A 24544-nucleotide genomic window follows, 5' to 3' on the forward strand; every position below is an offset into this window, starting at 1 on the left:
GGCTCGGACGGCTGCTCCGCCGGCTCGCTCGGCTGCTGGTCGTCGGTCGAGGGCGAGCTCGACTGGGTCGGTGCCGGCGTCGACCCGTCGTCCCCGTTCAGGGCGAACACGGCGACGACGATGCCGGCGAGCACGAGCACACCGATCACCACGGCGGCGATGATCGGCCCGCGTCGGCGCCGGGGTCGGTCGTCCGGCGCCGGGGCCGGGGGTGCCGCGACCGGGCCACGGGGGCCTCCGGCACGGCCGACCGCTCCGGTCGCGCCGTCCGCACTGCGGCCCCCCTGCGCGCCGAGCACCGTGGTCGCGACGTCGTCGGAGGCGTTCGGCCGCTGCGCGTCCAGGACGCGCGTCGCGTCGTCGGCGCCGCCGGGCTGCGCGGTCGGCATGGCTCGCGTGGCGTCGTCGGCCCCGGAGGCGCGACTCGCCGGCATCGCCTGCGTCGCCTCGTCCGCACGGGCGGCACCCGCAGCGCCCGCCGCCGCGGCACCGGCCGCCGCACCCGCCACGGCCGGCGTGACCGTGCCGGGACCGCCGGGGAGGAGCTGCGTGGCCGGAGCGGCGTCGTCGTGGCCGAGCGCACGGAGTCGCTGTGCGGCCTCGGCCGCCGAGGGCCGGTCCGCCGGGTCCTGCGCGGTCATGACGTGCAGGAGCGTGCGCCAGGCAGTGGGCAGGTGCGGGTCGATCTCCGGACCGCGGGTGAGGCGAGCGGTCGCGGACTCGACCGCGCTGCCCGGGAACGGCTGCTTGCCGGTGAGCGCCTCGAGGAGCATGAGCCCGAGCGCGTACACGTCGGCCTTGCCGGTGATCGGCTGCGCCAGGACCTGCTCCGGTGCGATGTACGCCGCCGTGCCCATCACCGTGCCGGTCTGGGTGGCCCGGGCGCCGTCCCGCAGCAGGGCGATGCCGAAGTCGGCGAGCTTGACGTGGACGCCGTCGCTCTCGAGCAGCACGTTCGCCGGCTTCACGTCGCGGTGGACGATGCCCTGCGCGTGCGCCGCCGCGAGGCCGTCCGCGACCTGCGCCCCGACACCGGCGGCGGTGGCACGGTCGAGCGGCCCCTCGCGCAGTCGCGTCGCGAGGTCGCTGCCCGGGACGAGTTCCATCACGAGGTACGAGTCGCCGTCGACGTCGTCGAGCGCGGCGTCGTACAGGGTCACGAGTGCCGGGCTGCGGAGCGCCGCGAGGGTCTGGATCTCCGCCTCGGCACGGGCGCGTTCGCCGTGGTCGACCGCTCCGATGCGGAAGACCTTGACCGCCACCTCACGCCCGAGCTGCTCGTCGACCGCCCGGTAGACGGAGGCCATGCCACCGTGCCCGAGCGTTCCCGTGACGCGGTACCGACCGCCGAAGACCCGTTCTTCCATGCGGGGCAACCTACCGGGACGACCTGACGGGTCGCGCACCGCGGCGGAGCGCCGTGAGGTAGAGGCGGTGCGCCGTGATCACCAGCGCCAGCCAGGCGAGCCCGAGCGCCCACGCCGCCAGGACGTCGGTCAGCCAGTGGTGGCCGAGGAACACCCGCGAGATGCCGACCGAGACGACGAAGAACGTCCCGGCGACGATCGTCAGCACCCGGGTCACGAGCTTCGACTGCCGGAGGAGCAGCAGGTACACGATCGTCCCGACGATGACGGTCGCGTTGAGCGTGTGCCCGGACGGGAACGACGGCGAGTGCTCGTACGGCGGGACGGCATCGCGCAGCGGCGGGCGGGCACGGCCGATGAGGTCCTTGCCCGCGATCGTCATGAGCAGGGACCCGCCCGCGGCCGCGACGAGCAGCACGAGGGGCGTCCAGGCACGACGCTGGATCGTGAACCCGACGAGGAACCCCAGGGCGACGATCGGCATCCCGATGGTGCCGGCGACGTCCGTCCACCAGGTCACGAGGGTGTCGGCCGTCGGCGACCGGAGCGTGAGCATCCAGTCGAGCACGGGGCGGTCGAGCACGGCGACGTCGTCGGCCTCGCGCACGGCGTCGTAGACCTCGGAGGCCGCCCAGGTCGCGGTCACGGCGACCCCGATGCCGATCGCGAGGGTGACCACGAGCAGCGGGAGCGCGCCCCAGCGGTGGCCGAGCGCTGCCCAGCCGTCCGCGGACGCCCGGCCGGCGCGGGTGCGCCACGTCGTGAGGTCGACGTCGCCGACGCGTTGGTCGGGGGCCTCGGGGTGATCGGTCTGCATCGACCCACCCTGCCCGAGTCCCGGTGTGCGGGTGCGGTGCGCCCGGGCGCCGCCGGTGCGCCGGGCACCGGGCACGCAGGTGCGCGGCGTCAGTCCTTCGCGGCGCCGTAGTCGTCGACGACCGCCACCGAGAGCGGGAACACCACCGGGAAGTCGCGGAACAGCAGTCGCCCGGCATCGGCAGCGGCGGCCCGGATCTGCTCGGCCACCCACTCGGCGTGCTCGGCCGGGGTGTGCACCACGATCTCGTCGTGCACGAAGAACACCAGGTGCGGGCCGTCCGTCACCGGCCCCGGGAAGCGCTCGGCGAGCCGCGAGCGCAACGACCCCATCCATGCGAGCGCCCACTCGGCAGCGGTGCCCTGCACGATGAAGTTCCGGGTGAACCGCCCCCAGCTCCGTGCCCGCGACTCCACCGCCCGCTGCATCGCCGGCGTCCCCTCGACCGTGTAGGCCTGGTTCCGCGCCGCGAACCACGAGGCGTCCGGCACCGGTGACGTCCGGCCGAGCAACGTCGTCACGGGTTCGCCCCGCTCCCCCGCCCTGGCTGCCCGGCTGACGAGGCCGAGGGCAGCCGGGAACGCCCGCTCGAGCCGCGGGACGAGCCGCCCGCCCTCGCCCTGGGTCGCCCCGTACATCGCGCCGAGCATCGCGCCCTTGGCCTGCTGCCGGGTCTCGACCGCCCCGGAGGCCACGACGCCGTCGTACAGGTCGCGCCCGTCCCCGGCCGCCGCCATCGCCCGGTCGCCGGCCATCGCCGCGAGCACCCGGGGCTCCAGCTGCGCCGCGTCGGCCACCACGAGCTTCCACCCGTCGTCCGCGACCACGGCGGCGCGGATGCCCTTCGGCAGCTGCATCGCTCCCCCGCCGTCGGCCGCCCATCGCCCGGTGACGACCCCGCCGACCAGGTACTTCGGGTGGAACCGACCTTCGTGCACCCACTCGTCGAGCCAGGTCCAGCCGTTCGCGGTCAGCAACCGCGCGAGCCGCTTGTACTCGAGCAGCGGTTCGATGACCGGGTGCTCGATCTCCTGCAGCTCCCACTTCCGCGTGCTCGAGACCATCAGGCCGGCCCGGCGCAGGGACTTCAGGACGTCGGCGGGCGAGTCCGGGTTGAGCGACGGGTCACCGAGCCGCTCGCGCACGACGGCCGCGATCTCCTCGAGCCGCCGAGGTCGCACGCCGTACGGTACCCGCGGTCCGAGCGCGTCCTCGAGCAGTCGTTCGTGCACGTCGGCGCGCCAGGGCAGCCCGGCGTGGAGCATCTCCGCCGCCACGAGCGCGCCGGCGGACTCCGCCGTCACCAGGAGCCGCAGCGCACCCGGCGCGGTCGACGAGGCGACCGCGTCGAGCTGCGCGCGCAGCTCGACCACCGGGTCCAGCTCGTCGTCGGGGGGCGACACGTCGAAGAGCGCGTCGTCGAAGAGGCGGGCGTGCGTCGGGCGGGTGACCCGCGCCTCCTGGACGGCGGCGTCCCACGCGTCGACGGGCGCGGCGGCGAGCGCGGTGTCCCGTGCCGCGAGGGCCGATCGCAGGATGCGGCGGCACAGGCGCAGGTCGATGCAGCGCCCGACCCGGCCGCCGGCCGCGAGCACGGCCGGGTACCAGCGCGCGGTGTCGTCCCACACCCAGCGCACGTCGGGCGCGTCCCGGGACGCGACGAACGCCGGGAGGCGCGGCTCGTCCACCCGGATCGGCTCGCCGTCTGCGGTCCCCGCGTCGGTCAGGGGCGTCGCGAGGACGCCGCCGTCGACGCGGCGGAGGACGAGGTGCACGGAACGATCATGCCGTGCGCCACCGTCAGTCGAGCTCGACGACCTCCGCACCGGGCGCGTTCTGCTGCACGGAGGCGATGCCGTTCTTCGCACCCGCCTTCGAGGCGTACCCCTCGGAGGTGGCGATGACCTCGCCGTTGCCCGCCTTGAGGTGGAAGCGGTACTCCCCCTTGGCGTCGGTCCAGATCTCGAACTTGCCGGCCATGTCGACTCCTCGCGTCGATCCGATGGTGCCCGTTGTCCGCGGAACGCGGTCTGCTCCGCACGCTACTGGCCGGGACCGGATCGCGGAAGCCTCAATCCGCGGTGTTCGCGTCCCCGTCACCGCGGGGTCGCTGCGAGGTCCCGCCGCCGGGGCGGACCGCGGCGCTGTCGGAGACGTCGATGCGGACGTCGCCGTCCTCGGCGCGGGACACCTCGACCCGTGGGTCGGCGTCGTGCTCGTCGGAGCCGGACATGCGTCGGAAGGTGTCCTGGCGGCGTTCTTCGAAGGACATGTCGACACCGTCGTCGAGGTGGTCGCGGTCGGGCTTCGTCATGGGAGGGACGGTACGCCCGGGGTGCTGGCACCGGGTCGGGCGGCTCCGGACGATCGCGCTCCGGGCGGTCGCCCCGGGTCGGCGACCCGGATCGTCCCGGTGCGGGCCGTCCAGTGCTCGCCCGACCGCCACCGGGCTGCGACCCCGGCGGCGAGGCGGCCGGAAGGGATCGACCCGCGTGACACCGCCGAGTGGGCGTCGGGAAGCGTCGTGCCGAGGACGAACTTCGCGACACCGCCGTCCCCTTCGGCGGCGTCACCGGACGAGAGCGGTCCCAGTTCGAAGCGGCGGGCGAACCGTACGAGGTTCGCGTCCGGGCCGAGCACGTCGGGGAGCCCGGGGTCGAGGATCCACGAGCGGCACTGCCACCAGCCGGCCACGTGCGCCGGTGCCACGTCACGGAGGAGCGCGGGCGCTTCGTCGAACGATCGGTCGCACGCGGGGGCGTCGAGGGGACCCGTCTCGGGGACGTGGACGCCCCAGGCCGCGGAGCCGTCGGCCGTCGTGTCGCCGATCTCGAACTGGAGGCGCCCCACCGTCACCACGCGGGCGGTGAGGACCGCGCAGAACCAGTCCAGACCGGTTCCCCGGAGGCCGTACCGCGCGAGCTTGCGGTCGACGTCCGCGATGCTGTCGGCCGCCTGGTCGGCCGAGGCGCCGTGGGCACGGAGCCAGGCTGCCGTCCGGGGTCGGACGGCGCGGAGGACGTCGGCGATCGCGCTGTCGGGGAGGCCGCGGACGGTCGACTCGAGTGCGGCGGCCAGCTCTCCTGGGTCGGGGACGGTTCCGATCGCCGCGGCGAGGAGCTCGGTCCCGTCGTGCACGATCCGGTCGTGGTCGGGCCGGTCGTGGTCGGGCCGGTCGGGGTCGGGCCGGTCGGGGTCGGGCCGGTCGGGGTCGGGCCGGTCGTGGTCGGACGTCACTTCAGTCCGGACGCGGCCAGGCCGTCGATCACGCGGCGTTGCAGCACGACGAACATGATCAGCACCGGTGCCATGGCCATGAGGCTCGCGGCCATGAGCACGGGGTAGTCGATCGTGCGGTCGCTGGAGAGGGTCGCGAGGCCTGCGGCGAGCGGCATGTCCTCGGCACGGGTCGACACGACGAGCGGCCAGAGCAGCTCGTTCCACGACCAGAGGACCGTGGTGATCGCCAGCACGCTGATCGACGGGCGGGCCAACGGCAGCATGATGCGCCAGAAGGTCTGGAACGGGTTCGCGCCGTCCATCCGAGCGGCTTCCTCGAGCTCCGGCGGGAGGTTGAGGAACGCGGTCCGCATCAGGAACGTCCCGAAGGCACTGAACAGCCCCGGTGCGACGATGCCCATCAGGGTGTCCAACCATCCGAGCCCCTGCACGATCTGGTACTGGGAGATCAGGTACACCTGCGACGGGACGAGCAGGATCGACAGGACGATCGCGAGCAGGATCGCCCGGCCGCGGAACCGCATGCGGGCGAACGCGTAGCCGGCGAGGGTGCAGAGCACGATCTGCGCGAGCGTCCGGATGATCGTGACCATCACAGACGTCCCGAGCTGGCTCAGGAACGGCAGGCGTTCGAACACCTGCGCGTAGTTCTGCCACTGCAGTTCCCCCGGCCAGAAGGTCGGTGTGACGGACTGCACCTGCGCGTTCGTCGACAGGGACATGATGATCTGCCAGAGGAACGGGAACGCCATGACGAACCCGCCGACGCCGAGGACGACGTGGATCCACCAGTGGCTGCCGCCGCGGCGCCCCGGCCGGCGGCCGGTCCTGGTCGGTGTGACGGTGGCGGTCATGCCTGGACCCACTTCCGCTGGAACCGGAACTGCACGAGCGTGACGATGCCGATGAGGACGAAGATCACCATCGCGATCGCCGCCGCGAAGCCCTTGTCGTTGTCGATGAAGCCGGCGCTGTAGAAGTAGAAGACGAGGGACATCGTCTTCGGGATCACCGGGTTGGTGCTGCCGAGGATCGCGTAGAGCAGGTCGAACAGCTGGAAGCTCGAGATGGTCGTGACGATCACCACGAAGAAGATGCTCGGGCTGAGGAGCGGCACCGTCACCGACCGGAACTGCCGCCAGCGAGAGGCGCCGTCGAGCTCGGCTGCCTCGTACAGCTCGGGCGGGATGTCCTTGAGGCCGGCGCCGAGGATGATCATCGAGAACCCGAGCGAGGACCACAGCCCGACGAGGCTCACCGCGACGAGTGCGAAGCCGGGCGTCGAGATCCAGTACGGCCCGTCGATCCCGAACAGCCCGATGAACCAGTTCACGATGCCGTAGTCGCCGTTGAACATGATCCGCCAGACGAGTGCGATCGCGGCGGGCATGGCGACGTAGGGCAGGAAGAAGAGCACACGGTAGAACTGCGCGAACCGCAGGCCCGGGGTGTTGAGCAGACTGGCGAGCCAGACCGCCACGGGGATGCCGAGCAGGACGATCACGGTGTAGATCACCGTGTTGAGCAGCGACTGGTAGAGCTGCGGATCGGAGACCAGCCGGACGTAGTTCGCGATGCCGGAGAAGGTGGCGCCGCCGAACACACCCCAGGTGGTGAAGGAGTACCAGAATGTCTGGATGATCGGCCAGATGTAGAACGTCCCGACGCCGACGAGCAACGGGAGGACGAACAGCCACGGCCAGAACCCGTCGGTCCGGTGCGCCGGAGGTCTGGTCGTGCCGGCGGTCGGACGCCGGGAGCCCGGGGCCCCGGGCCCGGACGCGCGCTGCGTCCGGGCCGGGGCGTCCGAGGTCGGGTGTCGCTCGGTGTGGATCGTCACGGTGTGGGGCTCACTGTTCCTTGGTGAGGGCGGCGTCCATCTTCTGCGCGAGCTGCTTCGCCACGTCGTCGACCGGGGTCGATCCGTCGAAGGCACTCGGCAGCAGGTTCGTCTCGAGGGTGTTCCACGCCGCCGTGTTCTTCGAGACCGGGAGCGGCTTGGCGTAGTCCACCGCGTCGAGGAAGACCTGCAGGTCGGCGTCCGGCATCGTCTTCGTGAAGGCGCTCTGCGTGCCCTCGTACGCCGGGATCACCGCACCCATGTCGCCCTGTTGCTGCTGGGCCTGCTTGCTCGCGAGGTAGACCTGGAGCGCCTGTGCGGCGGCCTTGTTCTTCGTGTTCGCGGACACGACGTTGGAGACACCGTGGATGACCGTCGCCTGCTCCTTGCCCTTGGGGAGCGGGTACACGACGACGTCCTTCTCGAGGTCGGTGCCGGTCAACGCGGAGCGGAACCAGCTGCCGCCCTGGTACATGGCGAGCTTGCCCGAGGTGAACCACTGGTCGGCGGTGGTGTCGGTCAGCTGCTTGATCGAGGGCGACGCCCCGGACGCGATGAGGTCGGTCCAGAACTGCAGCCCGGCCTCGGCGGCGGCGGTGTCGTACTCGGACTTCGTGCCGTCCGCGTCGATCACGTTCCCACCGGCCTGGAAGATCGTGTCGTAGTAGGTGGTCTGCCCGTCCATGCCGCCGGCCGCGCCGTACGCGCCGTCGGCCGTGAGCTTCTCGGAGAGCTCGGCTCCGGTCTTCTGGAAGTCGTCCCAGGTCCAGTCCTTCGAGGGCATGGCGACCCCGGCCTCCTCGAAGAGCGCCTTGTTCATCCAGACGCCGATGGTGTCGAAGTCCTTGGGGACGCCGTACTGGGTCTTGTCGTACGTGTACAGGTCGTTGAGGGCGGACGAGTACTTCGCGGGGTCGATCGCGCCGGCCTCGACCTCACCGGTGATCGGCGCGAGCTTGCCGTTCGCCGCGTAGAGCTGGAAGTTCGGGCCGTTCATCCAGAACACGTCGGGCAGGGTGTTGCTCGAGCCCTGGGTCTGCAGCTTCGTCCAGTAGCTGGCGAACGGGGTCACGTCCACGTTGACCTTGATGTCCGGGTACTCCTCGTTGAAGCCTTCGAGGTTCGCCTTGATCGCCTTGACCTGGTTCTCGTCCCAGACGGCGTACGTCAGGGTCGCCTTGGTGTCCTTGGCGGCCTTCTCGTAGTCGCCGCCGGCGCTGGAGGCGCCGGAGGACGTGCTGCAGCCGGCGAGGAGCACGGCTGCGCCGATCGCGGCGACGGCGCCGAGGAGCGCACGGCGACGGCCGCGGCCCTTGGCAGAGGTGGGTGCGTGCATCGGGTGTCCTTTCGCGAGTCCGTCAGCGGGTGACGGCCGGGGTGGGGTCGGTGAAGTGGGCGATCGTCGCGGCCGCGAGCGGCGGGACGTCGATGGGGACGGAACCGTTCCGGAGCGACCGGGTCGCGAGCGCTCCTGCGGCGACGGCGGCACGGGCCGCGATCGGCGAGAGGGTCGTCGGCTCCCCCAGCGCGACGTGCCGGAGGAACTCGGTCATGGTGAGGAGGTCGGCATCGGCGTGGCCGGCGGCGACCCCGTCGATCGGGTACTCGCGATCCCCCGCGACGTCCCAGCCGCGACGACGGCTCCAGACCTTCACGACGCCACCGCCGGTGTCGCCGATGTTCTCGAGCCGTCCCTCGGTCCCGATGACCGTGTAGTTGCGCCAGTAGTCCGGCGTGAAGTGGCACTGCTCGTAACTCGCCTGCACACCGTTGTCGAGGGTCATCATCACCATCGACACGTCCTCGACGTCGACGACGGGGTTCAGCCCGGTCTGCTCGAGGGGCGGCCAGTTGTCGAGGGAGAACCAGTCCCCCATGAGCTCGCCGCTGCGGTCGCGACGGTCGGTGACGTCGCCGTAGACCGACAGCGACCCCATACCGACGACCCGCGCGGTGTCCCCACCGCCGAGCGCGTGGATGACGTCGAGGTCGTGGCTGGCCTTCTGCAGGAGCAGGGAGTTCACCTTGGTGCGGTCGGCGTGCCAGTCCTTGAAGTAGTAATCGCCGCCGTTGCCGACGAAGTGCCGGCACCAGACCGCCTTGACCTGGCCGATCTCCCCGCGGTCGACGATCTCGCGCATCAGCCGCACGACCGCGGCGTGACGGAAGTTGTGCCCGACGTACAGCGGCGTGCCGGTCTCCGCCGCGGTGTCGAGGACGGCGTCGGCGTCCTCGACCGTGATGGCCATGGGCTTCTCGAGGTAGACCGCGATGCCGGCGCGGAGCAGATCGATCGCGATCGCGGCGTGCGTCCAGTCGGGGGTCGTGACGATCGCCGCGTCGACGACCCCGACGAGTCCCCCGTGGTGCTCGACGACGAGGGCGTCCGGGTACTCGGCCCGGGCCCGCTCGCGCCCCTGCTCGGTGACCTCGGCGACGGCGACGACCCGCGCCTCCAGGTCGGGAGCGGCGGCAGCCGCCTCGGCCACGTGGCGGGCGATCGCCGCACGCTGCCCCATGCCGACGATGCCGACCCGTAGTGGTCGTCCTGTGAACGCGTCACCCATGCTCATCTCGCTCCCTTGCGTGATTGTGACGCCCATGATGCCGAATCGATCATGAATGCACAATAGGCGCTCAACGAACGCTCATGGGGAGGGTGTGGATGGTTTTACACGATCGAAACGTCGTGCACAGGCCTGCGCCGGGGAGTCCCCCGGAGGACTCGTCCGCTCAGTCGGCGACGACGAGCTCCACACCGGCACTGGCGAGCTCCGCGGCGAACGCCGACGGGACGGGCTGGTCGGTGACGAGTGCGTCGATCCGGTCGAGCGGACAGATCCGCGCGAAGGTCGCCCGTTCGATCTTGGTCGAGTCGGCGACCACGATCACCCGGCGCCCGACGGACGCGAAGTGCCGGCTGACCTCCGCCTCGCCCTCGTGCATGGTCGTGGCGCCGTACTGGCCGCTCAGCCCGTCGACACCGAGCACGACCACGTCGAGCGCGAACTCGTCCAGGGTGTCCCGGACGAGCGGGCCCACGAGCTCGTAGGACTGCCGCCGCGCGACGCCGCCCGTGACCACGATCTTGACGTTGGCGCGGACCGACAGCTCGTACCCGATGTTCAACGCGTTGGTGACGATCGTCACCCCGTACTCGCCGTCCGCCCGGGTGAAGCGCTCGCTCTTGCCGAGCTCACGGGCGACCTCGGTCGTCGTCGTCCCCCCGTTCAACCCGACGGTGTCGCCGGGCTGCACCAGCCGCGAGGCGGCGCGGGCGATCGCGGTCTTCGCCTCGGCCTGGCGGGCGATCTTGTACTGCAGTGGCAGTTCGTAGCCGGCCCCGAGCGCCGCGGCACCGCCGTGGGTGCGGGTGACCAGGCGCTGGTCCGCCAGCGTCGCGAGGTCGCGTCGGGCGGTCGCGGGCGAGATCCCGAGCAGCTCCCCGATCTCGGCGATCGACACGTTGCCGCGTTCGCTCACCAGTTCGAGCAGGGCGTTGAGCCGCTGTTGAGGGGTCATGTCGGCCATCTTATGGCGTCACCGCGCGCACCCGGTGATCGGGAATGACGTTTTGCTCTTCCATCGCGCACGATCGCTCGCTACGCTTCCTCATCATCGATCACCCGGATCGAACCGGACCGGAAGGCACCCATGACCGACACCTTCGTGAGCGCAGAACTGACGTCGCAGCCGGAGACGTGGCGCGCTGCCGCCGCGCTCCTCTCGTCGTTCGAGGCGTCGCTCCCCCAGCCCGGAGAACGCGTGGCCGTGGTCGGCTGCGGGACGAGCTGGTTCATCGCGATGAGCTACGCCGTCGCCCGTGAGCAGGCGGGTCTGGGCGTGACGGACGCCTTCGCCGGTTCGGAGTACCCGATCGGCCGCGACTACGACCGGGTCGTGACGATCAGCCGGTCCGGCACCACGACCGAGATCGTGGACCTGTTGCAGGCCCTGCGCGGTCGACGCACCGTGCTCGTCACCGCGGTCCCGGACAGCCCGGCCGCCGCCGCCGCCGACGTCGTCGTGGCACTGCCCTTCGCCGACGAGCGCTCGGTCGTGCAGACGCGCTTCGCGACGACCACGCTCGCGCTCCTCCGTGCGTCGATCGGTGACGACGTGGACGCCCTCGCAGCACAGGCCGAGACCGCCCTCGGCCTCCCGATCGACGACCTCCTCGATGCTGAGCAGGTCACCTTCGTGGGCCGCGGTCCGGCGGTCGGCCTCACGTTCGAGGCCGCCCTCAAGACGCGCGAGGCAGCGCAGTTCTGGGCGGAGTCCTACCCCGCCATGGACTACCGGCACGGTCCGATCGCGATCGCCCAGCCCGGCCGACTCGTCTGGTCGCTCGGAACCGCGCCTGAGGGGCTCGCGGACGAGGTCGCTGCGACCGGTGCGCGCTTCGTCCAGCACGACCTCGACCCGATCGCCGGGCTCGTCGTGGTGCACCGGTTCGCGGTCGCCCTCGCCGAGGGACGCGGCCTCGACCCGGACAACCCCCGCTCGCTCACCCGTTCGGTCATCCTCACCTGATGCGCGGTGCAGGCGCGGTGCTCGGGGTCGACGTCGGCGGCACGGGCATCAAGGCCCGACTGACCGGCGCCGACGGACTCGTCCTCGACGAGACCCGCGTCCCGACGCCGCGCGGCGACACCGACGCGACGATGCTCGCCGCCGTCGTGGCGGAGCTCGCCGAACGGGCGCTGCGCCGTGGCGACCTCGATGCGGTGGGCCTCGTGACGCCGGGTGTCGTGGACGACCGGGCCGGCACCGTCGTCCTCGCGGTGAACCTCGGGTGGCGGGACGTCCCGGTGCGGGACCGGGTCCGGGCCGAGTTCGCCGCCCGGGGGATCGACGTCCCGCTGGCCTTCGGACACGACGTGCGTGCCGGCGCCCTGGCGGAGACCTCCGGCGCAGCACCGGCGCTCACCCGTGGTTCCGTCGCCTTCGTCCCGGTCGGCACCGGACTCGCGAGTGCCCTCGTCGTCGACGGCGTGGTCGTCGCGGGCGGCGGTTGGGCGGGGGAGATCGGACAGGTGCGGATCCCCACCGGTCCGCACGCGGGGCGCCGCGTCGAGGAGATCGCGTCCGCAGGGGGAGTCGCCCGTCGGTCGGGCTCCACCTCGGCACACGAGGCGATGCTCCGCGTCCGCGCCGGGGACCCGGTGGCCACCACGGTCTGGCACGAGTGCATCGACGTGCTCGCGGACGCCCTGGCGTGGACCACGACGGTCGCCGGCTGCCACACGATCATCGTGGGCGGGGGGCTGGCCGAGTCCGGTCCGCTGCTGTTCGATCCGCTCCGGACGGCCCTCGTCGAACGGCTCCCGGGGTTGCGCGTCCCGGCCCTCGCCCCGGCACGGCACGGCGATGCCGCCGGTGCCATCGGTGCCGGGCTGATGGCGCGCACGGCGCTCGACGCCGAGGTGCACGCATGAGCACCCTGGTGCGTGCGCGGCGGATCCTCACCGCGACGCACGACCTCCACGACGGGTGGTTGGCGGTCGACGACGCCGGTACGGTCCTCGAGAGCGGATCCGGGACGCCCCCGCGGACCGACACCGCGGTGACGATCGAGGGAACGCTGCTGCCGGGGGCGGTCGACCTGCACGCCCACGGGGCGCTCGGGCACGACTTCGCCACGGCCACGACGGACGGTGCCGCGCTCGCTGCGGGCCACCACCGCGCACGCGGGACGACGTCGCTCATCGCGTCCGTCGCGACGGGCCCGGCCGCCGAGACGATCGCAGCACTCGGACGCCTCCGTGTCCTCGTCGCCGAGGGCACGCTCGCCGGGCTCCACCTCGAGGGACCGTGGCTGTCACCGGCGCGCCGCGGCGCCCACCGGTCGGACCTCCTGCACGCACCGGACCCGGCGGAGCTCGACGACTTCCTCGCAGCGGCGGACGGCGCGCTCCGGATCGTCACGCTCGCACCGGAACTCCCCGGAGCGATCGACGCCGTGGGCCGCCTCGTCGACGCCGGTGTCGTCGTCGCGATCGGTCACACCGATGCCTCCGCCGACGAGACGCGCGCGGCGATCGACGCCGGTGCCACCCTCGTCACGCACCTCTTCAACGGCATGCCCCCACTGCACCACCGCCGGCCGGGCCCGGTCGGCGTCGCCCTGACCGACGACCGCGTCCTGGTCGAGTGCATCGTCGACGGGCACCACCTCGATCCCGCGGCGGTCGGACTCGTGCGGCGAGCCGCGCCGGACCGCCTCGTGCTCGTCTCGGACGCGATGGCCGCCACCGGCTGCGGCGACGGCGAGCACACGATCGCGGGTTCGGCGGTCTCGGTCCGTGACGGCGTCGCGCTGCTCGCCGACGGCTCGTCCCTCGCCGGCAGCACCATCACCGTGCAGGACGCCGCCCGACGCCTCCTCGACGGTGGCACCCCGCTGCCCGAGGTCGTCGCGGCGACGTCGGCGCGACCGGCACGCCTGCTCGGCCTCCCGGCGCCGCTCTCGGTCGGCGCTCCCGCCGACCTGCTCGTGATCGACGAGGGCCCCAGCAGTGCCGCGCGGTCGGAGCCCTGGCGCGTCCTCGACCTGCGGACGACCGCGGCGGTGCACCGGTGATCCTCATCGTGACGCCCAACCCGGCGGTGGACGTGACCTACCGTGTCGCCCGTCAGCGCGTCGGGACGACGCAGCGCGTCCTCGACGTCGCCCGTCGTCCGGGTGGCAAGGGCCTCAACGTCGGGCGGGTGCTCGACGCGGTCGGGATCCCGTCGCGCGCCGTCCTGCCGCTCGGTGCGGCTGCCGGCCGGTGGATCGCCGACGGCCTCGACGCCCTCGGTCTCGCGCACGTCGACATCGCGGTGACGGGGGAGACCCGCACCACGGTCACCGTCGTCGACGACGTCGCGCACCCGACGATGTTCGGCGAGCCCGGACCCGAGGTGACCACCGACGAGTGGGTCGCCGTCACGGACGTGATCGGTCAGCAGCTCGACGGCGACGTCGAGTTCCTCGTCGTCTCGGGGTCCCTGCCGCACCGCGCCGATCCGGGCGTCGTCGCGGACTGGGTGGCCGCCGCTCGGATGCGCGGGGTGCCGAGCCTCGTCGACTGTCCGGGTGCTGCGCTCCTCGCGGCCGCCGACGCCGGGGCGACGATCTGCAAGCCCAACCGCGACGAACTCCTCGAGGCGACCGGCGCCGACGACGAGCGGAGCGGTGCCCTGCAGCTGCTCGACCGTGGCGCGGGCGCCGTCGTGGTGTCCCGTGGCGCGGACGGTCTGGCGGCACACACACGCACCGGGGTCACCGAGGTGCGCGCCGTCCCGGGAGTGTCCGGGAACCCCACGGGTGCCGGTGACGCGGCCACCGCCGGGCTCCTCGCCGCGCTGCTGCGCGGGTCGTCCGACGGCCCGACGAGTCCGACCACGACCACGACCGCGCCGTCCACGCCCCGCGTCGACCACGCCGCGCTCCGATCCGCTGCCGCGTTCGGCGCCGCCGCCGTCCTCCGGCCCGTCGCCGGCGAGGTCGACGTCGACGCCGTCCGCCGGTTCCTCGCGGACGACGACGCCCGGTCCGGCGCACGACCCTCCGACCCGACCTGGAGCCACGCATGATCGCCGACCTCGCCCTCACCGGACTGCTCGACGCCGCACGGACCGCACACCGCGGCGTCGGGGCGTTCAACGTGGTGCTGCTGGAACACGCCGAGGCGATCGTCGCCGGCGCCGAGCGAGCGGGGCTCCCCGTGGTCCTGCAGATCAGCGAGAACTGCGTCCGCTACCACGGCGGCCTCGCCCCGATCACGACGGCGACCGCGGCGATCGCGCGGTCCGCGGACGTCGAGGTCCTCGTGCACCTCGACCACATCGAGGACCCCGAGCTCGTGCTCGCCGGCATCGACCTCGGGGTGGACTCGATCATGTACGACGGATCGCACCTCGACTTCGCCGCGAACGTGGAGGCCACCCGTCGACTCGCAGTCCGGTGCCACGACGCCGGGGTCGCGATCGAGGCCGAGCTCGGTGAGGTGGGCGGCAAGGACGGCGTGCACGCTCCCGGTGTGCGCACGGATCCGCACGACGCCGCTGCCTTCGTCGCCGACACCGGTGTGGACGCACTGGCGGTCGCCGTCGGGACGTCCCACGCGATGCAGACGCGCGAGGCATCGGTGGACCGGACGCTCGTCGAGCAGCTCCGCGCCACGGTGCCGGTCCCGCTCGTCCTGCACGGGTCCTCGGGGCTGTCGGACGACGAGCTGCGGGCAGCCGTCCGGGCGGGCATGACGAAGATCAACATCTCCACGCACCTGAACGGCCTCTTCACCCGGGCCCTGCGAGCGGTGCTCGACGAAGGTCCGGACGTGGTCGATCCCCGCAAGTACGTCTCCGCGGGGCGCGACGCCATCGCCGGCGAGACCGCCCGGCTGCTGACGCTGCTGCACGGCTGACCCGCCCGAGGGCGGAGCTCAGCAGAGCGGGACGTTCACCGCGAGCCCGCCCATCGCGGTCTCCTTGTACTTCGTGGACATGTCGGCGCCGGTCTGCCGCATCGTCTCGACGACCTGGTCGAGCGACACGTGGTGCACGCCGTCACCCCGCAGCGCCATCCGCGCCGCGTTGATCGCCTTGTTCGCGGCGATGGCGTTCCGCTCGATGCACGGGATCTGGACGAGCCCGCCGATCGGGTCGCAGGTGAGCCCGAGGTTGTGCTCCATGGCGATCTCGGCGGCGTTCTCGACCTGCTCGGGCGTTCCTCCGAGCACTTCGGCGAGCCCTGCGGCGGCCATCGACGCCGCCGATCCGACCTCGCCCTGGCAGCCGACCTCGGCACCGGAGATCGAGGCGCGCTCCTTGTAGATCGAACCGACGGCGCCCGCGGTCAGCAGGAAGCGCACCACGGTGTCGTCGCGGTTCGCTGTCGTGACCGTCGGCACGTAGGTGAGCGCGTAGTACAGGACGGCGGGGATGATGCCAGCGGCACCGTTCGTCGGAGCGGTGACCACCCGTCCACCGGTGGCGTTCTCCTCGTTGACGGCCATCGCCATGAGGTTCACCCACTCCATCGCGAAGAGCGGGTCGTGCCCGGGGTCGTCGGCGGTGAGCTGCTCGAACCAGTTCGCGGCGCGGCGTCGCACGGTGAGTCCGCCCGGGAGCGTGCCGGAGCGCTCGACGGACCGTTCGATGCAGGACTCCATGACGCCGTGGATGCGCAGGAGGCCGGCGCGGACGTCGTCGGTGCTGCGCGTGGCGGTCTCGTTGGCGAGTGCGACCCCGCTGACCGGCAGCCCGGTCGCCGCGCAGGCCGCGAGCAGCTCGGCGCCGCTCGAGAACGGGTACGGCACGGCGTCGTCGACGGGGATCGCGGTCTCGGCGACGTCCCCCTCGGAGTCGTTCGTGACGAAGCCGCCGCCGATCGAGTAGTACGTCTCCTCGGCGATGGTCGCCCCGGACGCGTCGGCGGCGCGGAGGCGCATCGCGTTCGGGTGGCGGGGAAGCATCGTCAGCGGGTGGAGCACGATGCCGGCGAGCCGGAACGGGACGCTCGACCCGCCCTGGAGCCGGAGCACGCCGGTCTCCTCGAGCTCGACGAGCGATCGGGTCATCGCGTCGGGATCCACGGTCTCGGGGTCGGACCCCATCAGGCCGGCGACGACCGCGCCGAGCGTCCCGTGGCCCTGGCCGGTCGAGGCCAGGGAGCCGTAGAGGTCGACGGCGATCGTCGCGACGGGAGCCTCGGCCACGCGGGCGGCGAAGGCGCGTCCGGCCCGCATCGGTCCGACGGTGTGGGAACTCGACGGACCGATCCCGATGCTGAACAGATCGAAGACGGAGACCGGCACCCCGCCACACTAACCCGTCCGGACGGGTGGGGGATCAGCGCCGGGAGCCCTGGTTCGGCATGAGGATCCAGAGGACGACGTAGGCGATCCAGAGCGGCCCCGGGAAGAGGCTCAGGACGACCCAGGCGATGCGGACGAGGGTGCGGGACCAGCCGAACCGGTCGGCGATGCCGGCACAGACCCCGGCGAGGAGGCGGCCGGCGCGGGGGCGGATGAGTGTGTTCATGTCGTCGACGGTACGGAGGATCGATCCGACATCGAATCCGGGGGACACCCGCATCCGTGGTGGGGACAACCCCACCCCCTCCACATCTGACTCCTGTGGACCGCTCCATCCCTGCTGCCATGGGAGACTGACGACATGCCCATCCTCAACAAGGACATGCAGGTCTGCATCTCACTCGCCGCTCGACCGAGCAACATCGGCACCCGCTTCCACAACTTCCTCTACGACGAGCTCGGGCTGGAGTTCGTCTACAAGGCGTTCACCACGACCGACCTCCCCGGCGCGGTGACCGGCATCCGGGCACTCGGCATCCGCGGCTGCTCGGTCTCGATGCCCTTCAAGGAAGCGATCATCCCGCTCGTCGACGTCGTCGAGGAGTCCGCGGCGGCGATCGAGTCGATCAACACCGTGGTGAACGACGACGGCGTCCTCACGGCGTCGAACACCGACTACGAGGCAGTCGCGTCGCTGCTCGCCTCGCACGCCGTCGATCCGTCCGCGAGTGTGCTGCTCCGCGGCTCCGGCGGCATGGCCAAGGCGGTCACTGCGGCGTTCCGGGGTGCCGGGTTCGACGACCTCACCGTGGTCGCACGCAACGGGCAGGCGGGGCCGGCCCTCGCGGCGCGGTACGGGTACGAATGGGTCGCCGACGAGCGGGACGCGCCGGTCACCGACGTCCTGGTGAACGTCACGCCCCTCGGCATGCGCGGCGACCAGCAGGACACGCTCGCCTTCGACCAGGATCGCGTCGGAGCGGCGACGACCGTGTTCGACGTGGTCGCGTTCCCGTCCGAGACCCCGCTGATCCGCGCCGGTCGCGTTGCGGACAAGCAGGTCATCACCGGCGCCGAGGTGATCGCGCTGCAGGCGGCGCGGCAGTTCGAGCGGTACACGGGCGTCGCGCTGACGGACGACCAGGTCCGCCGGGCGAGCGAGTTCAGTCGCAGCGAGGCCTGATCGGATCGTCGGTGTACCGCATGCCCATCCGGGTGCGGACCTCATCGAGGGTCGCCTCGGCGATCTCGTTCGCCCGACGGTTCCCGGCCGCCAGCACCGCGGTGACGATCGACGGGTCGCGAGCGAGTTCGGCACGACGGCGTCGGTGCGCGGCGAAGCGCTCGTTGACCGCCTCGACCGCGACACGCTTCACCGCCGCCGCGCCCGCTGAGCCGATCTCGTCGGCGATGGCCTCCGGGGTCGAGCCCGTGCAGAGCGCCGCGGTCGTGAGGAGCGCTGCGACCCCCGGGCGGCGCTCGGGGTCGAAGGTGATGTGTCGATCACCGTCCGTGCGTGCCCGTCGGATGACGTCCGCGGTCTCGTCGGCGGTCATGCCGAGCGCGATCGCGTTGCCGTAGCTCTTGCTCATCTTCCGGCCGTCGACACCGGGGACCTCGGGGTACGTCGTGACGAGCGGTTCCGGCTCGGGGAACAGCGCGCCGAACCGGTCGTTGAACCGCCGAGCGATCGTCCGTGTCATCTCGACGTGCGGCAGGTTGTCCTTCCCGACCGGAACGAGGTTGCCCTTGCAGAACAGGATGTCCGCGGCCTGGTGGACGGGGTAGGTGAGCATCAGGCCGCTGAGCGCGCGACCGGATGCCGCGACCTCGGCCTTCACGGTCGGGTTGCGGTGCAGCTCCGCTTCGGTGACGAGGCTGAGGAACGGCAGCAGCAGCTGGTTCAGCGCCGGCACCGACGAGTGCGTGAAGACCGTCGTCGCGGCCGGGTCGAGTCCGGCCGCGAGGTAGTCGAGCACCGCCTCGCGGACATTCGAGGCGACGTGGTCAGCGGTGTCTCGATCGGTGATGACCTGGTAGTCGGCGAGCACCAGGAAGGTCTCGACGCCGCGCCGCTGCAGCGCGACGCGCTCGGCGATCGTGCCGAAGAAGTGCCCGAGGTGCAGCCGACCGGTCGGCCGTTCGCCGGTCAGGACGCGGAACCGGTCCGGTCGCGCCCGGATGCGGGCGTCGAGGTCGTGCATGCGGTGTTGTGTGGCGGTGAACGTGTCCACTGGAGTTGCCCTCTCGAGAGAAAGGGCTGCACGACGGTCCTGCGATCTGCGAGCTGCCGTGCAGCCCGCGACCATGCGTCAGGAGGCTGCTACCGCAGCCACCACGAAGAACGAGGAGAACGCATGTCGGGATCGTAGCGCGAGCGTCGGCGCAGCGACACCCGCCCCCACCGCTCGATGTCGGCGCTCTACGCTGGTCGGATGCTCTCCCGACGTGACGCCGCCGTCCGGCTCGACATCTCGCTCGAGATGGCGACCCGGCACGGGATCCCCTCGCACCTCAGCGAGGCCGAACTCACGGCGATCGAGCAGGACCCGCCCGCCTGGCTCGTGCAGTCCCGAGCCAACCGCACCGGCACCAAGAAGGTCTGGGTCCGCCTCGAGTGCGTGGTCTGCGGCTTCGCCGAAGAGGCACGTCCGAAGAAGTGGTGGCCCGACTGGGACCACCTGATGTGCGACTACCACGAGCCCTACCAGGCGCCGGACCCCGTCGCGGGCTTCACCCGGCACGAGGTCGAGGGCATCGGCAGCCGGTTCGTCGCGCTCGTCGACACCCGGCCGTAGCGCGGAGCACACCCGCACCGTCGACGACGGAAGGCACGGTACCGTCCGGCACCGCGCCTCCCGTCCTGCCCGCACACGGCGCCCACCGGCGCCGTCACGCGGCTCCGTCAGTCGACGGCGTCCCCGATGGCGGCACCGACCCCGGCCGCCGCCACGACGGCGCCGGCCCAGGCCACCGCTGCCGGGGTGGCCGCGACGGGACGGAGACCACGGAACGTGGTCGCCTCGTCACTGTCGAACGGGACGGCGTCGAGCTGTCGTGTCTGCTGCATGCGCTGCTTCCTTCCTCGATGTCCTGCTGATCAGTTCCCGACGGCCTCTTCGACCGCGTACGCGGCGACCGCACCCGTGAAGACCGAGGTGGCGGCGAGCGCTGCGAGCGGGGTCGCGGCGAGGGGCTGCTCCGGTGCGAACCGCTGCCCGCGGTCGCTGTCGAACGCGATGTCGGCGATGGTGGTCATGCTGGATTCCTTCCGTTCTGCGATGGTGATGGTCGGGCGCTGGGCCCGGTTCCCGGCCCGGTGGGCCGAGGTCACTCTCGTCGTGCCGAGACGACGAAGACTGCGGCTGCGATGCCGAGCACGACCAGGACCGACAGCCACGCGAAGCCGGGCAGGTCGAACAGGAGTATCGCCACCGCGATGGCGATGAGCACGACGGGTGCTGCGAACCACAGCGCGGTCCGTGTGTTGGCGTTCATCTGGTCTCCTCCTTCGGTCGTGCGGACGCTGCGGAAGCGGCGTCCGGCTGCCGACGGGGGCCGTCCCCGTCGAGCATGGGTTCCCGTCGGGATGCGAAGAGCTCCTCGACGGGCACGGTGTCGTCGTGACCGCCCGTGCGGACGATCGCGAACTGGACGGCATCGGCGCGACCACCGGTCTGCGCGGCGACGACGCGGCGGACGAAGGCGAGCAGCGCGCGGTAGTCGGCGCCCGTCTCGTACCTGTCCGGCAGCTGTTCCGCTGCCACCAGGAACCGTCCGACCACGTCGAACAGGCCCTTGTCGACCCGCCGGTCCGGGAACCACAGCATGTGCCGGAGCCGCCGTGCTGCGACGTCCTTGGTCCGCGTCCACTCGCTGACCACGTCATCCTGCCGGTAGCGGTGCAGCAGCTCGAAGTCCATCGAGGCGGGGATCGGTGCGAAGAAGCGCCAGTTCGGGATGAGCAGCGCGGCGGTGTCGACCTGCCGGACCCGGTCGAACCGACGGTTCGGGTGCTGGCCGATGACCGTCGCGATGATCCAGAGCGCGAGGCCGATCGCGAGGGGCAGGGCCCGACCGTCACTGCGGCGGCTCATCGGTCCACCCCGATCGCCTCGCGGACGAGTGCGCCGACCCGTCGGACCGGTCCGGGGTGGACGAGCAGGCCGTCGTGGGTGGACCGGACGACCTCGCGGCGACCGTCGTGCTCGTGCGCGACGCGTTCGTGCGCGGCGCTCACGGCCGGTTGGAGTTCGTCGCTCGTGCTCGCCGTGACGACGAGCACGTCGGCACCCTCGGGGATGCGGCGACCGGGTCGGTCGGCGACGAGGTCCGGCTCCGCCGCCTGCCACTCCGCACGCCCGGTGCGCCACAGTCGGGCGTTCCGGTACACGGGGCTCAGGTCGTCGGTCCGTCCCTGGCGTGCGGGGATCGCCCAGGTCGTGGCGTCGAGCAGCCATCCCCAGCCGGTCCGCAGGGACCACTCCATCAGCGGGAAGCCGTCGGTGAGCGACCGGACGGCGGTCAGGACGTCCTCGTCGGGTCGGTCCACGAAACCGGTGGTCGGGTCGAGGAGGACCACCCCGGCGACGTCGCGCCCGAGCTCGGCCGCGTGGCGTCGGAGCAGGTGCCCGCCGAACGAGTGCCCGACGAGCCAGAGGGGTCCGTCGTCGGCGTGGCGGCCGACGAGGAAGCGGAGGTCCTCCGCGTAGGTGGCGAGCGTCGCACCGGGAGCCGTGCTCGCCCCGGTTCCGGGACGGTCGTACGTCAGCGTGGCGACGTCACCGCCGAGCTCCTCGATGATCGGGTCCCAGTACTCCTGGACCGCGACGAGCGAGTTCTCGAACACCACCAGCGGTGCGCCCGGGCCCGAGGCCGACGGCCGGTACCGCACGGCCAGGCGCGATCCGGTGGGCGTCTCGACCACGGTCTGTCCGGCACGGGGACGTCGACTGCGCCGGGCGTCCACGACCTGCCGGACCACGGCCTGCGCCCCGACCGCGGCCCCGATCACGCCGAGGACCCACGGGAACCCGTCGTGACGACGCGGCACGACCGATCGGCGGTCCGCGGTGACGTAGAGCACCGCGGGCTGCAGTGCGAGGAACGCGGGGAGGAACCGACCGAGCCCCATGGTCGCGGCGATGGTGAGGTGCATCCCGGCGATCGCGCCGAGGTACGCCACGCGCATCCGCGGGCCGAGCACGAACACGATCGGGAACGCGCACTCGAGGACGAGCGTGGCGACCTCGCCCACCCGCGCCAGTGCCGGCCGGTCGCGCAGGACCCGCCACACCCACTCCGAACCGTAGGTCCGCGTGCGCATCACCCCGAGCAGCGCCGAGCCGTTCCGCCAGGGCTCACCCATCAGCTTCACCCACCCCGACACGAGGTACGACAGGGTCGCCTGGCTCGCGACCGCCCACAGCGCGGTGTCCACCGTCGCGGGTCGTCCGGAGGCCCGGGCCACACCCGACAGCGCCTGCGTGAAGAACGCCGCCTGGTCGCTGCCGTCGCCGCCGTTGTGGTGCAGCGGCCCGAGTGCGTAGCCGGTGAGCACCGTGACGGCGGACGCCGCGGCGCGGACGCGTCGGTCGCGGACCGGGGACAGGTGGACGAGGGCGGCGGCCACCCGGAGCCCGTGCATCGCGGTCACCACCCGGGGCCGGTAGACGCGGTCGAGCACGCGGCGCAGTCGCTCGTTGCGGACGAGCGCGGAGCCCCGCAGCAGGGTCCAGTCGTTCAGGCCGCCAGTCCGACGGTTGTCCGCGTTCGCGAGGTGCTCGAGACTCCCCATCAGCACCACGAGCGCGGAGGCCCGCTCGGTCGCGGCGAGCACGTTCCCGCGGTCGGCCGACCGGTCGACGACACTTCGGACGACGCGGTCCACGAACCCGATCACGACGCCACCTCGAACTCGACCGTGTACGTGGGGGACTCCGGTGTCACCGGACCGCCGTCCCGGTCGCCCGTCACGGACCGGACGGCGAGCCCGAGCTCCGCACCGAGGCCCGTCAGGACCTCGACCGGTGTGAGGAGGCTCACCTCGTTCCCGATGGTCGTCCGTCCGCCGTCGTGCCACAGGTGACTGACCTGCCAGAGGCCGGTCGGCTCGTCCAGGGTCGCGTAGGTCTGCAGACCACGGCCGGCGCCCGGGTACGGGACGAACCAGGTCTCACGACGACGTCCGCCGTGCAGGCCGAGCACCGCGTCCGGGTTGTGCGTCTCGACGACCAACCGGCCGCCGTCGGCGAGGTGGTCCCGCGCGGTGGCGAGCGTCTCGCGCTGGTGCTCGCGGGTCAGCAGCATCGAGATGGACGCGCAGACGCAGAAGACCAGGTCGAACCGCCGTCCGAGGCGGAGGTCCGTCATCGAGCCCTGCACCAGCTCGAGGTCGACGCCGGCGTCGTCGGCGCCGTCGCGGCACCGGTCGAGCATCTCGGCGGACAGGTCGACGCCGGTGACGGTGATGCCCCGCTGCGCGAGCGGGATCGCCACGCGGCCGGTCCCCGCGCCGAGCTCGAGCGCCGTCGCCGGTGCGCTGGAAGCGAGCACGTCGACGAGGCCCGGGTCCGGCGGGAAGACGTCGTCGTAGATCTCCGCGAACTGCTGCCCGTACGTGTGCTGCACGACCCGACCCCCCTCGGCGCCGGGCTCCCTCGGCCCGACACCGAGGGACGGTAGGCCTGTACGTCCGCTCAGTCACACCAGTCCCGACGATCGCTCAGGCTGCTCGGAGGCGTTCGCCAGGTCCGGTCGGCACCCCGCCCCGGCGCGTGCGCCGCGTCGAACCGCACCAGCTCGGGGAAGCAGCCGGATCCGCACCGGATCGGGTCGGTCGGGCACGCGGTGGACCGGCGTGTACCCCGGCCCCGCGGTCAGTCGGCGGCGGTCGCCGCGAGGTCGCTGTAGGTGGCCGCGTACCAGCCGACGGTCGAGTCCCCGGACGTCGGACCGATGGTGACGTACTGGCTCCGGGTGCGCAGGTACAGGTCCTCGTCGTGTCCGCACCGGATCTCGCCCGAGGCGAGCCGCTTGCCGTTCTCGGCCCCGTCCACGATCCGGCCGGCCCACACCGCCATGTGGACGGTGCCGTCGCCCTGGCACGTGATCGAGACCCTCACCCGGGCAGGTGCCCCGTCCTCGCCGGTGCCGAGGGACAGTCGGCTCGACGAGTCGTTCGAGCCGGTGCCGCTGCCGAGTTCGCCCGGCTGTCCCGCCCAGCGGTCCTGCACGCCCTTCGCCCAGTCCGGGAACGCATCGTCGAGGCCCACGGGCTCGGCTCGGTGCGAGCACCCGGAGACGGCGGTCGCGATGATCAGCGCCAGGCCGACCACGAGGGTCGTGCGTCGGGGCCGGAGGGGGCGGTGGTCGGGTGCAGCGGGCATGTCCCGGTCAGTCTGGCGGACCCAGGACCCCGCCACAGCGTCCCCGTTCGCGGGGCCGGTGCCGAGGCGACCACAGGACGGACGGG

The 24544-nt window shown here is 72.3% G+C and carries 28 protein-coding genes; 7 read left to right on the plus strand and 21 right to left on the minus strand.

Going from position 1 to position 24544, the window contains the following annotated elements:
• The 11 genes from BIV03_RS10350 to BIV03_RS10400 all read right to left on the minus strand — a co-directional run.
• A partial coding sequence (locus BIV03_RS10350) for a serine/threonine-protein kinase (protein ID WP_071295633.1) occupies positions 1-1367 on the minus strand: 1367 nt, incomplete at its 3' end.
• A 10-nt stretch (positions 1368-1377) separates the two neighbouring features.
• Positions 1378-2184 (minus strand): phosphatase PAP2 family protein, encoded by an 807-nt coding sequence (locus tag BIV03_RS10355; RefSeq protein ID WP_071295652.1) that lies wholly within the window; start codon positions 2182-2184, stop codon positions 1378-1380.
• Positions 2185-2273: 89 nt separating this feature from the next.
• Positions 2274-3959 carry a bifunctional 3'-5' exonuclease/DNA polymerase gene (locus BIV03_RS10360; RefSeq protein WP_071295634.1) on the minus strand — a complete coding sequence of 562 codons (1686 nt, stop codon included), beginning with the start codon at positions 3957-3959 and terminating at the stop codon, positions 2274-2276.
• Between the two features lie 25 nt (positions 3960-3984).
• Complete coding sequence (locus BIV03_RS10365; RefSeq protein WP_070417598.1) at positions 3985-4164, minus strand: YegP family protein; 180 nt, start codon at positions 4162-4164, stop codon at positions 3985-3987.
• 91 nt (positions 4165-4255) lie between these two features.
• Entirely contained in the window at positions 4256-4498 is a 243-nt protein-coding gene (locus tag BIV03_RS10370; RefSeq protein ID WP_070417597.1) for a hypothetical protein, read from the minus strand.
• Complete coding sequence (locus BIV03_RS19600) at positions 4495-5421, minus strand: hypothetical protein (protein ID WP_071295635.1); 927 nt, start codon at positions 5419-5421, stop codon at positions 4495-4497. The genes BIV03_RS10370 and BIV03_RS19600 overlap by 4 nt, the downstream gene beginning before the upstream one ends.
• Complete coding sequence (locus BIV03_RS10380) at positions 5418-6278, minus strand: carbohydrate ABC transporter permease (protein WP_071295636.1); 861 nt, start codon at positions 6276-6278, stop codon at positions 5418-5420. The genes BIV03_RS19600 and BIV03_RS10380 overlap by 4 nt, the downstream gene beginning before the upstream one ends.
• Positions 6275-7264, minus strand: a complete 990-nt coding sequence (locus tag BIV03_RS10385; protein ID WP_071295637.1) for a carbohydrate ABC transporter permease — start codon at positions 7262-7264, stop codon at positions 6275-6277. The genes BIV03_RS10380 and BIV03_RS10385 overlap by 4 nt, the downstream gene beginning before the upstream one ends.
• Positions 7265-7274: 10 nt before the next feature.
• Positions 7275-8600, minus strand: coding sequence for a sugar ABC transporter substrate-binding protein (locus BIV03_RS10390; RefSeq protein ID WP_071295638.1), 1326 nt, complete (start codon positions 8598-8600; stop codon positions 7275-7277).
• A gap of 22 nt (positions 8601-8622) precedes the next feature.
• Positions 8623-9837 (minus strand): Gfo/Idh/MocA family protein, encoded by a 1215-nt coding sequence (locus BIV03_RS10395; protein WP_071295639.1) that lies wholly within the window; start codon positions 9835-9837, stop codon positions 8623-8625.
• A 160-nt stretch (positions 9838-9997) separates the two neighbouring features.
• On the minus strand, positions 9998-10786 hold the full coding sequence (locus tag BIV03_RS10400; RefSeq protein ID WP_070419335.1) for a DeoR/GlpR family DNA-binding transcription regulator: 789 nt from the start codon (positions 10784-10786) through the stop codon (positions 9998-10000).
• A 132-nt stretch (positions 10787-10918) separates the two neighbouring features.
• On the opposite strand from BIV03_RS10400, the gene BIV03_RS10405 reads away from it, so the two are divergent.
• From BIV03_RS10405 to BIV03_RS10425, 5 genes are read left to right on the plus strand one after another with little or no spacing between them, the layout of a single operon-like run.
• Entirely contained in the window at positions 10919-11797 is an 879-nt protein-coding gene (locus BIV03_RS10405; protein WP_071295640.1) for an SIS domain-containing protein, read from the plus strand.
• Positions 11797-12702, plus strand: a complete 906-nt coding sequence (locus BIV03_RS10410) for an ROK family protein (protein WP_071295641.1) — start codon at positions 11797-11799, stop codon at positions 12700-12702. The genes BIV03_RS10405 and BIV03_RS10410 overlap by 1 nt, the downstream gene beginning before the upstream one ends.
• The gene (gene nagA, locus BIV03_RS10415; protein ID WP_071295642.1) at positions 12699-13847 is read left to right on the plus strand and encodes an N-acetylglucosamine-6-phosphate deacetylase; all 1149 of its coding nucleotides are present in this window, start codon (positions 12699-12701) and stop codon (positions 13845-13847) included. The genes BIV03_RS10410 and nagA overlap by 4 nt, the downstream gene beginning before the upstream one ends.
• Positions 13844-14845 (plus strand): 1-phosphofructokinase family hexose kinase, encoded by a 1002-nt coding sequence (locus tag BIV03_RS10420; RefSeq protein WP_071295643.1) that lies wholly within the window; start codon positions 13844-13846, stop codon positions 14843-14845. The genes nagA and BIV03_RS10420 overlap by 4 nt, the downstream gene beginning before the upstream one ends.
• Positions 14842-15678, plus strand: coding sequence for a class II fructose-bisphosphate aldolase (locus BIV03_RS10425; RefSeq protein WP_071295644.1), 837 nt, complete (start codon positions 14842-14844; stop codon positions 15676-15678). Before BIV03_RS10420 ends, BIV03_RS10425 begins: the two co-directional genes overlap by 4 nt.
• 18 nt (positions 15679-15696) lie before the next feature.
• Here the strand turns inward: BIV03_RS10425 and BIV03_RS10430 are convergent, their stop codons facing one another.
• Positions 15697-17070, minus strand: coding sequence for an L-serine ammonia-lyase (locus BIV03_RS10430; protein ID WP_071295645.1), 1374 nt, complete (start codon positions 17068-17070; stop codon positions 15697-15699).
• 34 nt (positions 17071-17104) lie between these two features.
• The gene (locus BIV03_RS10435; RefSeq protein WP_071295653.1) at positions 17105-17296 is read right to left on the minus strand and encodes a PspC domain-containing protein; all 192 of its coding nucleotides are present in this window, start codon (positions 17294-17296) and stop codon (positions 17105-17107) included.
• Between the two features lie 135 nt (positions 17297-17431).
• Between BIV03_RS10435 and BIV03_RS10440 the strand changes: the two genes are divergently transcribed.
• Positions 17432-18253, plus strand: a complete 822-nt coding sequence (locus BIV03_RS10440) for a shikimate 5-dehydrogenase (protein ID WP_071295646.1) — start codon at positions 17432-17434, stop codon at positions 18251-18253.
• Here the strand turns inward: BIV03_RS10440 and trpS are convergent.
• On the minus strand, positions 18234-19274 hold the full coding sequence (gene trpS, locus BIV03_RS10445; protein WP_217637373.1) for a tryptophan--tRNA ligase: 1041 nt from the start codon (positions 19272-19274) through the stop codon (positions 18234-18236). The two genes, BIV03_RS10440 and trpS, sit on opposite strands and share 20 nt — an antisense overlap.
• A 231-nt stretch (positions 19275-19505) precedes the next feature.
• Between trpS and BIV03_RS10450 the strand changes: the two genes are divergently transcribed.
• Entirely contained in the window at positions 19506-19868 is a 363-nt protein-coding gene (locus BIV03_RS10450; RefSeq protein WP_070419333.1) for a hypothetical protein, read from the plus strand.
• Positions 19869-19975: 107 nt separating this feature from the next.
• Here BIV03_RS10450 and BIV03_RS19605 read toward each other — a convergent pair whose 3' ends face one another.
• The 7 genes from BIV03_RS19605 to BIV03_RS10475 form a co-directional block, all read right to left on the minus strand.
• Positions 19976-20140 carry a hypothetical protein gene (locus BIV03_RS19605; RefSeq protein WP_156794816.1) on the minus strand — a complete coding sequence of 55 codons (165 nt, stop codon included), beginning with the start codon at positions 20138-20140 and terminating at the stop codon, positions 19976-19978.
• Positions 20141-20170: 30 nt separating this feature from the next.
• A complete protein-coding gene (locus BIV03_RS19610) occupies positions 20171-20329 on the minus strand; it encodes a hypothetical protein (protein WP_156794815.1) in 159 nt (52 codons plus the stop codon).
• Positions 20330-20400: 71 nt separating this feature from the next.
• The gene (locus BIV03_RS19615; protein ID WP_022905510.1) at positions 20401-20568 is read right to left on the minus strand and encodes a hypothetical protein; all 168 of its coding nucleotides are present in this window, start codon (positions 20566-20568) and stop codon (positions 20401-20403) included.
• A complete protein-coding gene (locus tag BIV03_RS10460; protein ID WP_071295648.1) occupies positions 20565-21167 on the minus strand; it encodes a hypothetical protein in 603 nt (200 codons plus the stop codon). Before BIV03_RS10460 ends, BIV03_RS19615 begins: the two co-directional genes overlap by 4 nt.
• Entirely contained in the window at positions 21164-22972 is a 1809-nt protein-coding gene (locus BIV03_RS10465; protein WP_071295649.1) for an alpha/beta fold hydrolase, read from the minus strand. Before BIV03_RS10465 ends, BIV03_RS10460 begins: the two co-directional genes overlap by 4 nt.
• Positions 22969-23700 (minus strand): bifunctional 2-polyprenyl-6-hydroxyphenol methylase/3-demethylubiquinol 3-O-methyltransferase UbiG, encoded by a 732-nt coding sequence (locus tag BIV03_RS10470; protein ID WP_071295650.1) that lies wholly within the window; start codon positions 23698-23700, stop codon positions 22969-22971. The genes BIV03_RS10465 and BIV03_RS10470 overlap by 4 nt, the downstream gene beginning before the upstream one ends.
• A gap of 248 nt (positions 23701-23948) precedes the next feature.
• Positions 23949-24544: hypothetical protein (locus BIV03_RS10475; RefSeq protein ID WP_217637374.1), on the minus strand; the 596-nt coding region annotated here is incomplete at its 5' end.

The sequence above is a fragment of the Curtobacterium sp. MCBA15_016 genome, from assembly GCF_001865105.1.
Classification (GTDB): Bacteria; Actinomycetota; Actinomycetes; order Actinomycetales; family Microbacteriaceae; genus Curtobacterium.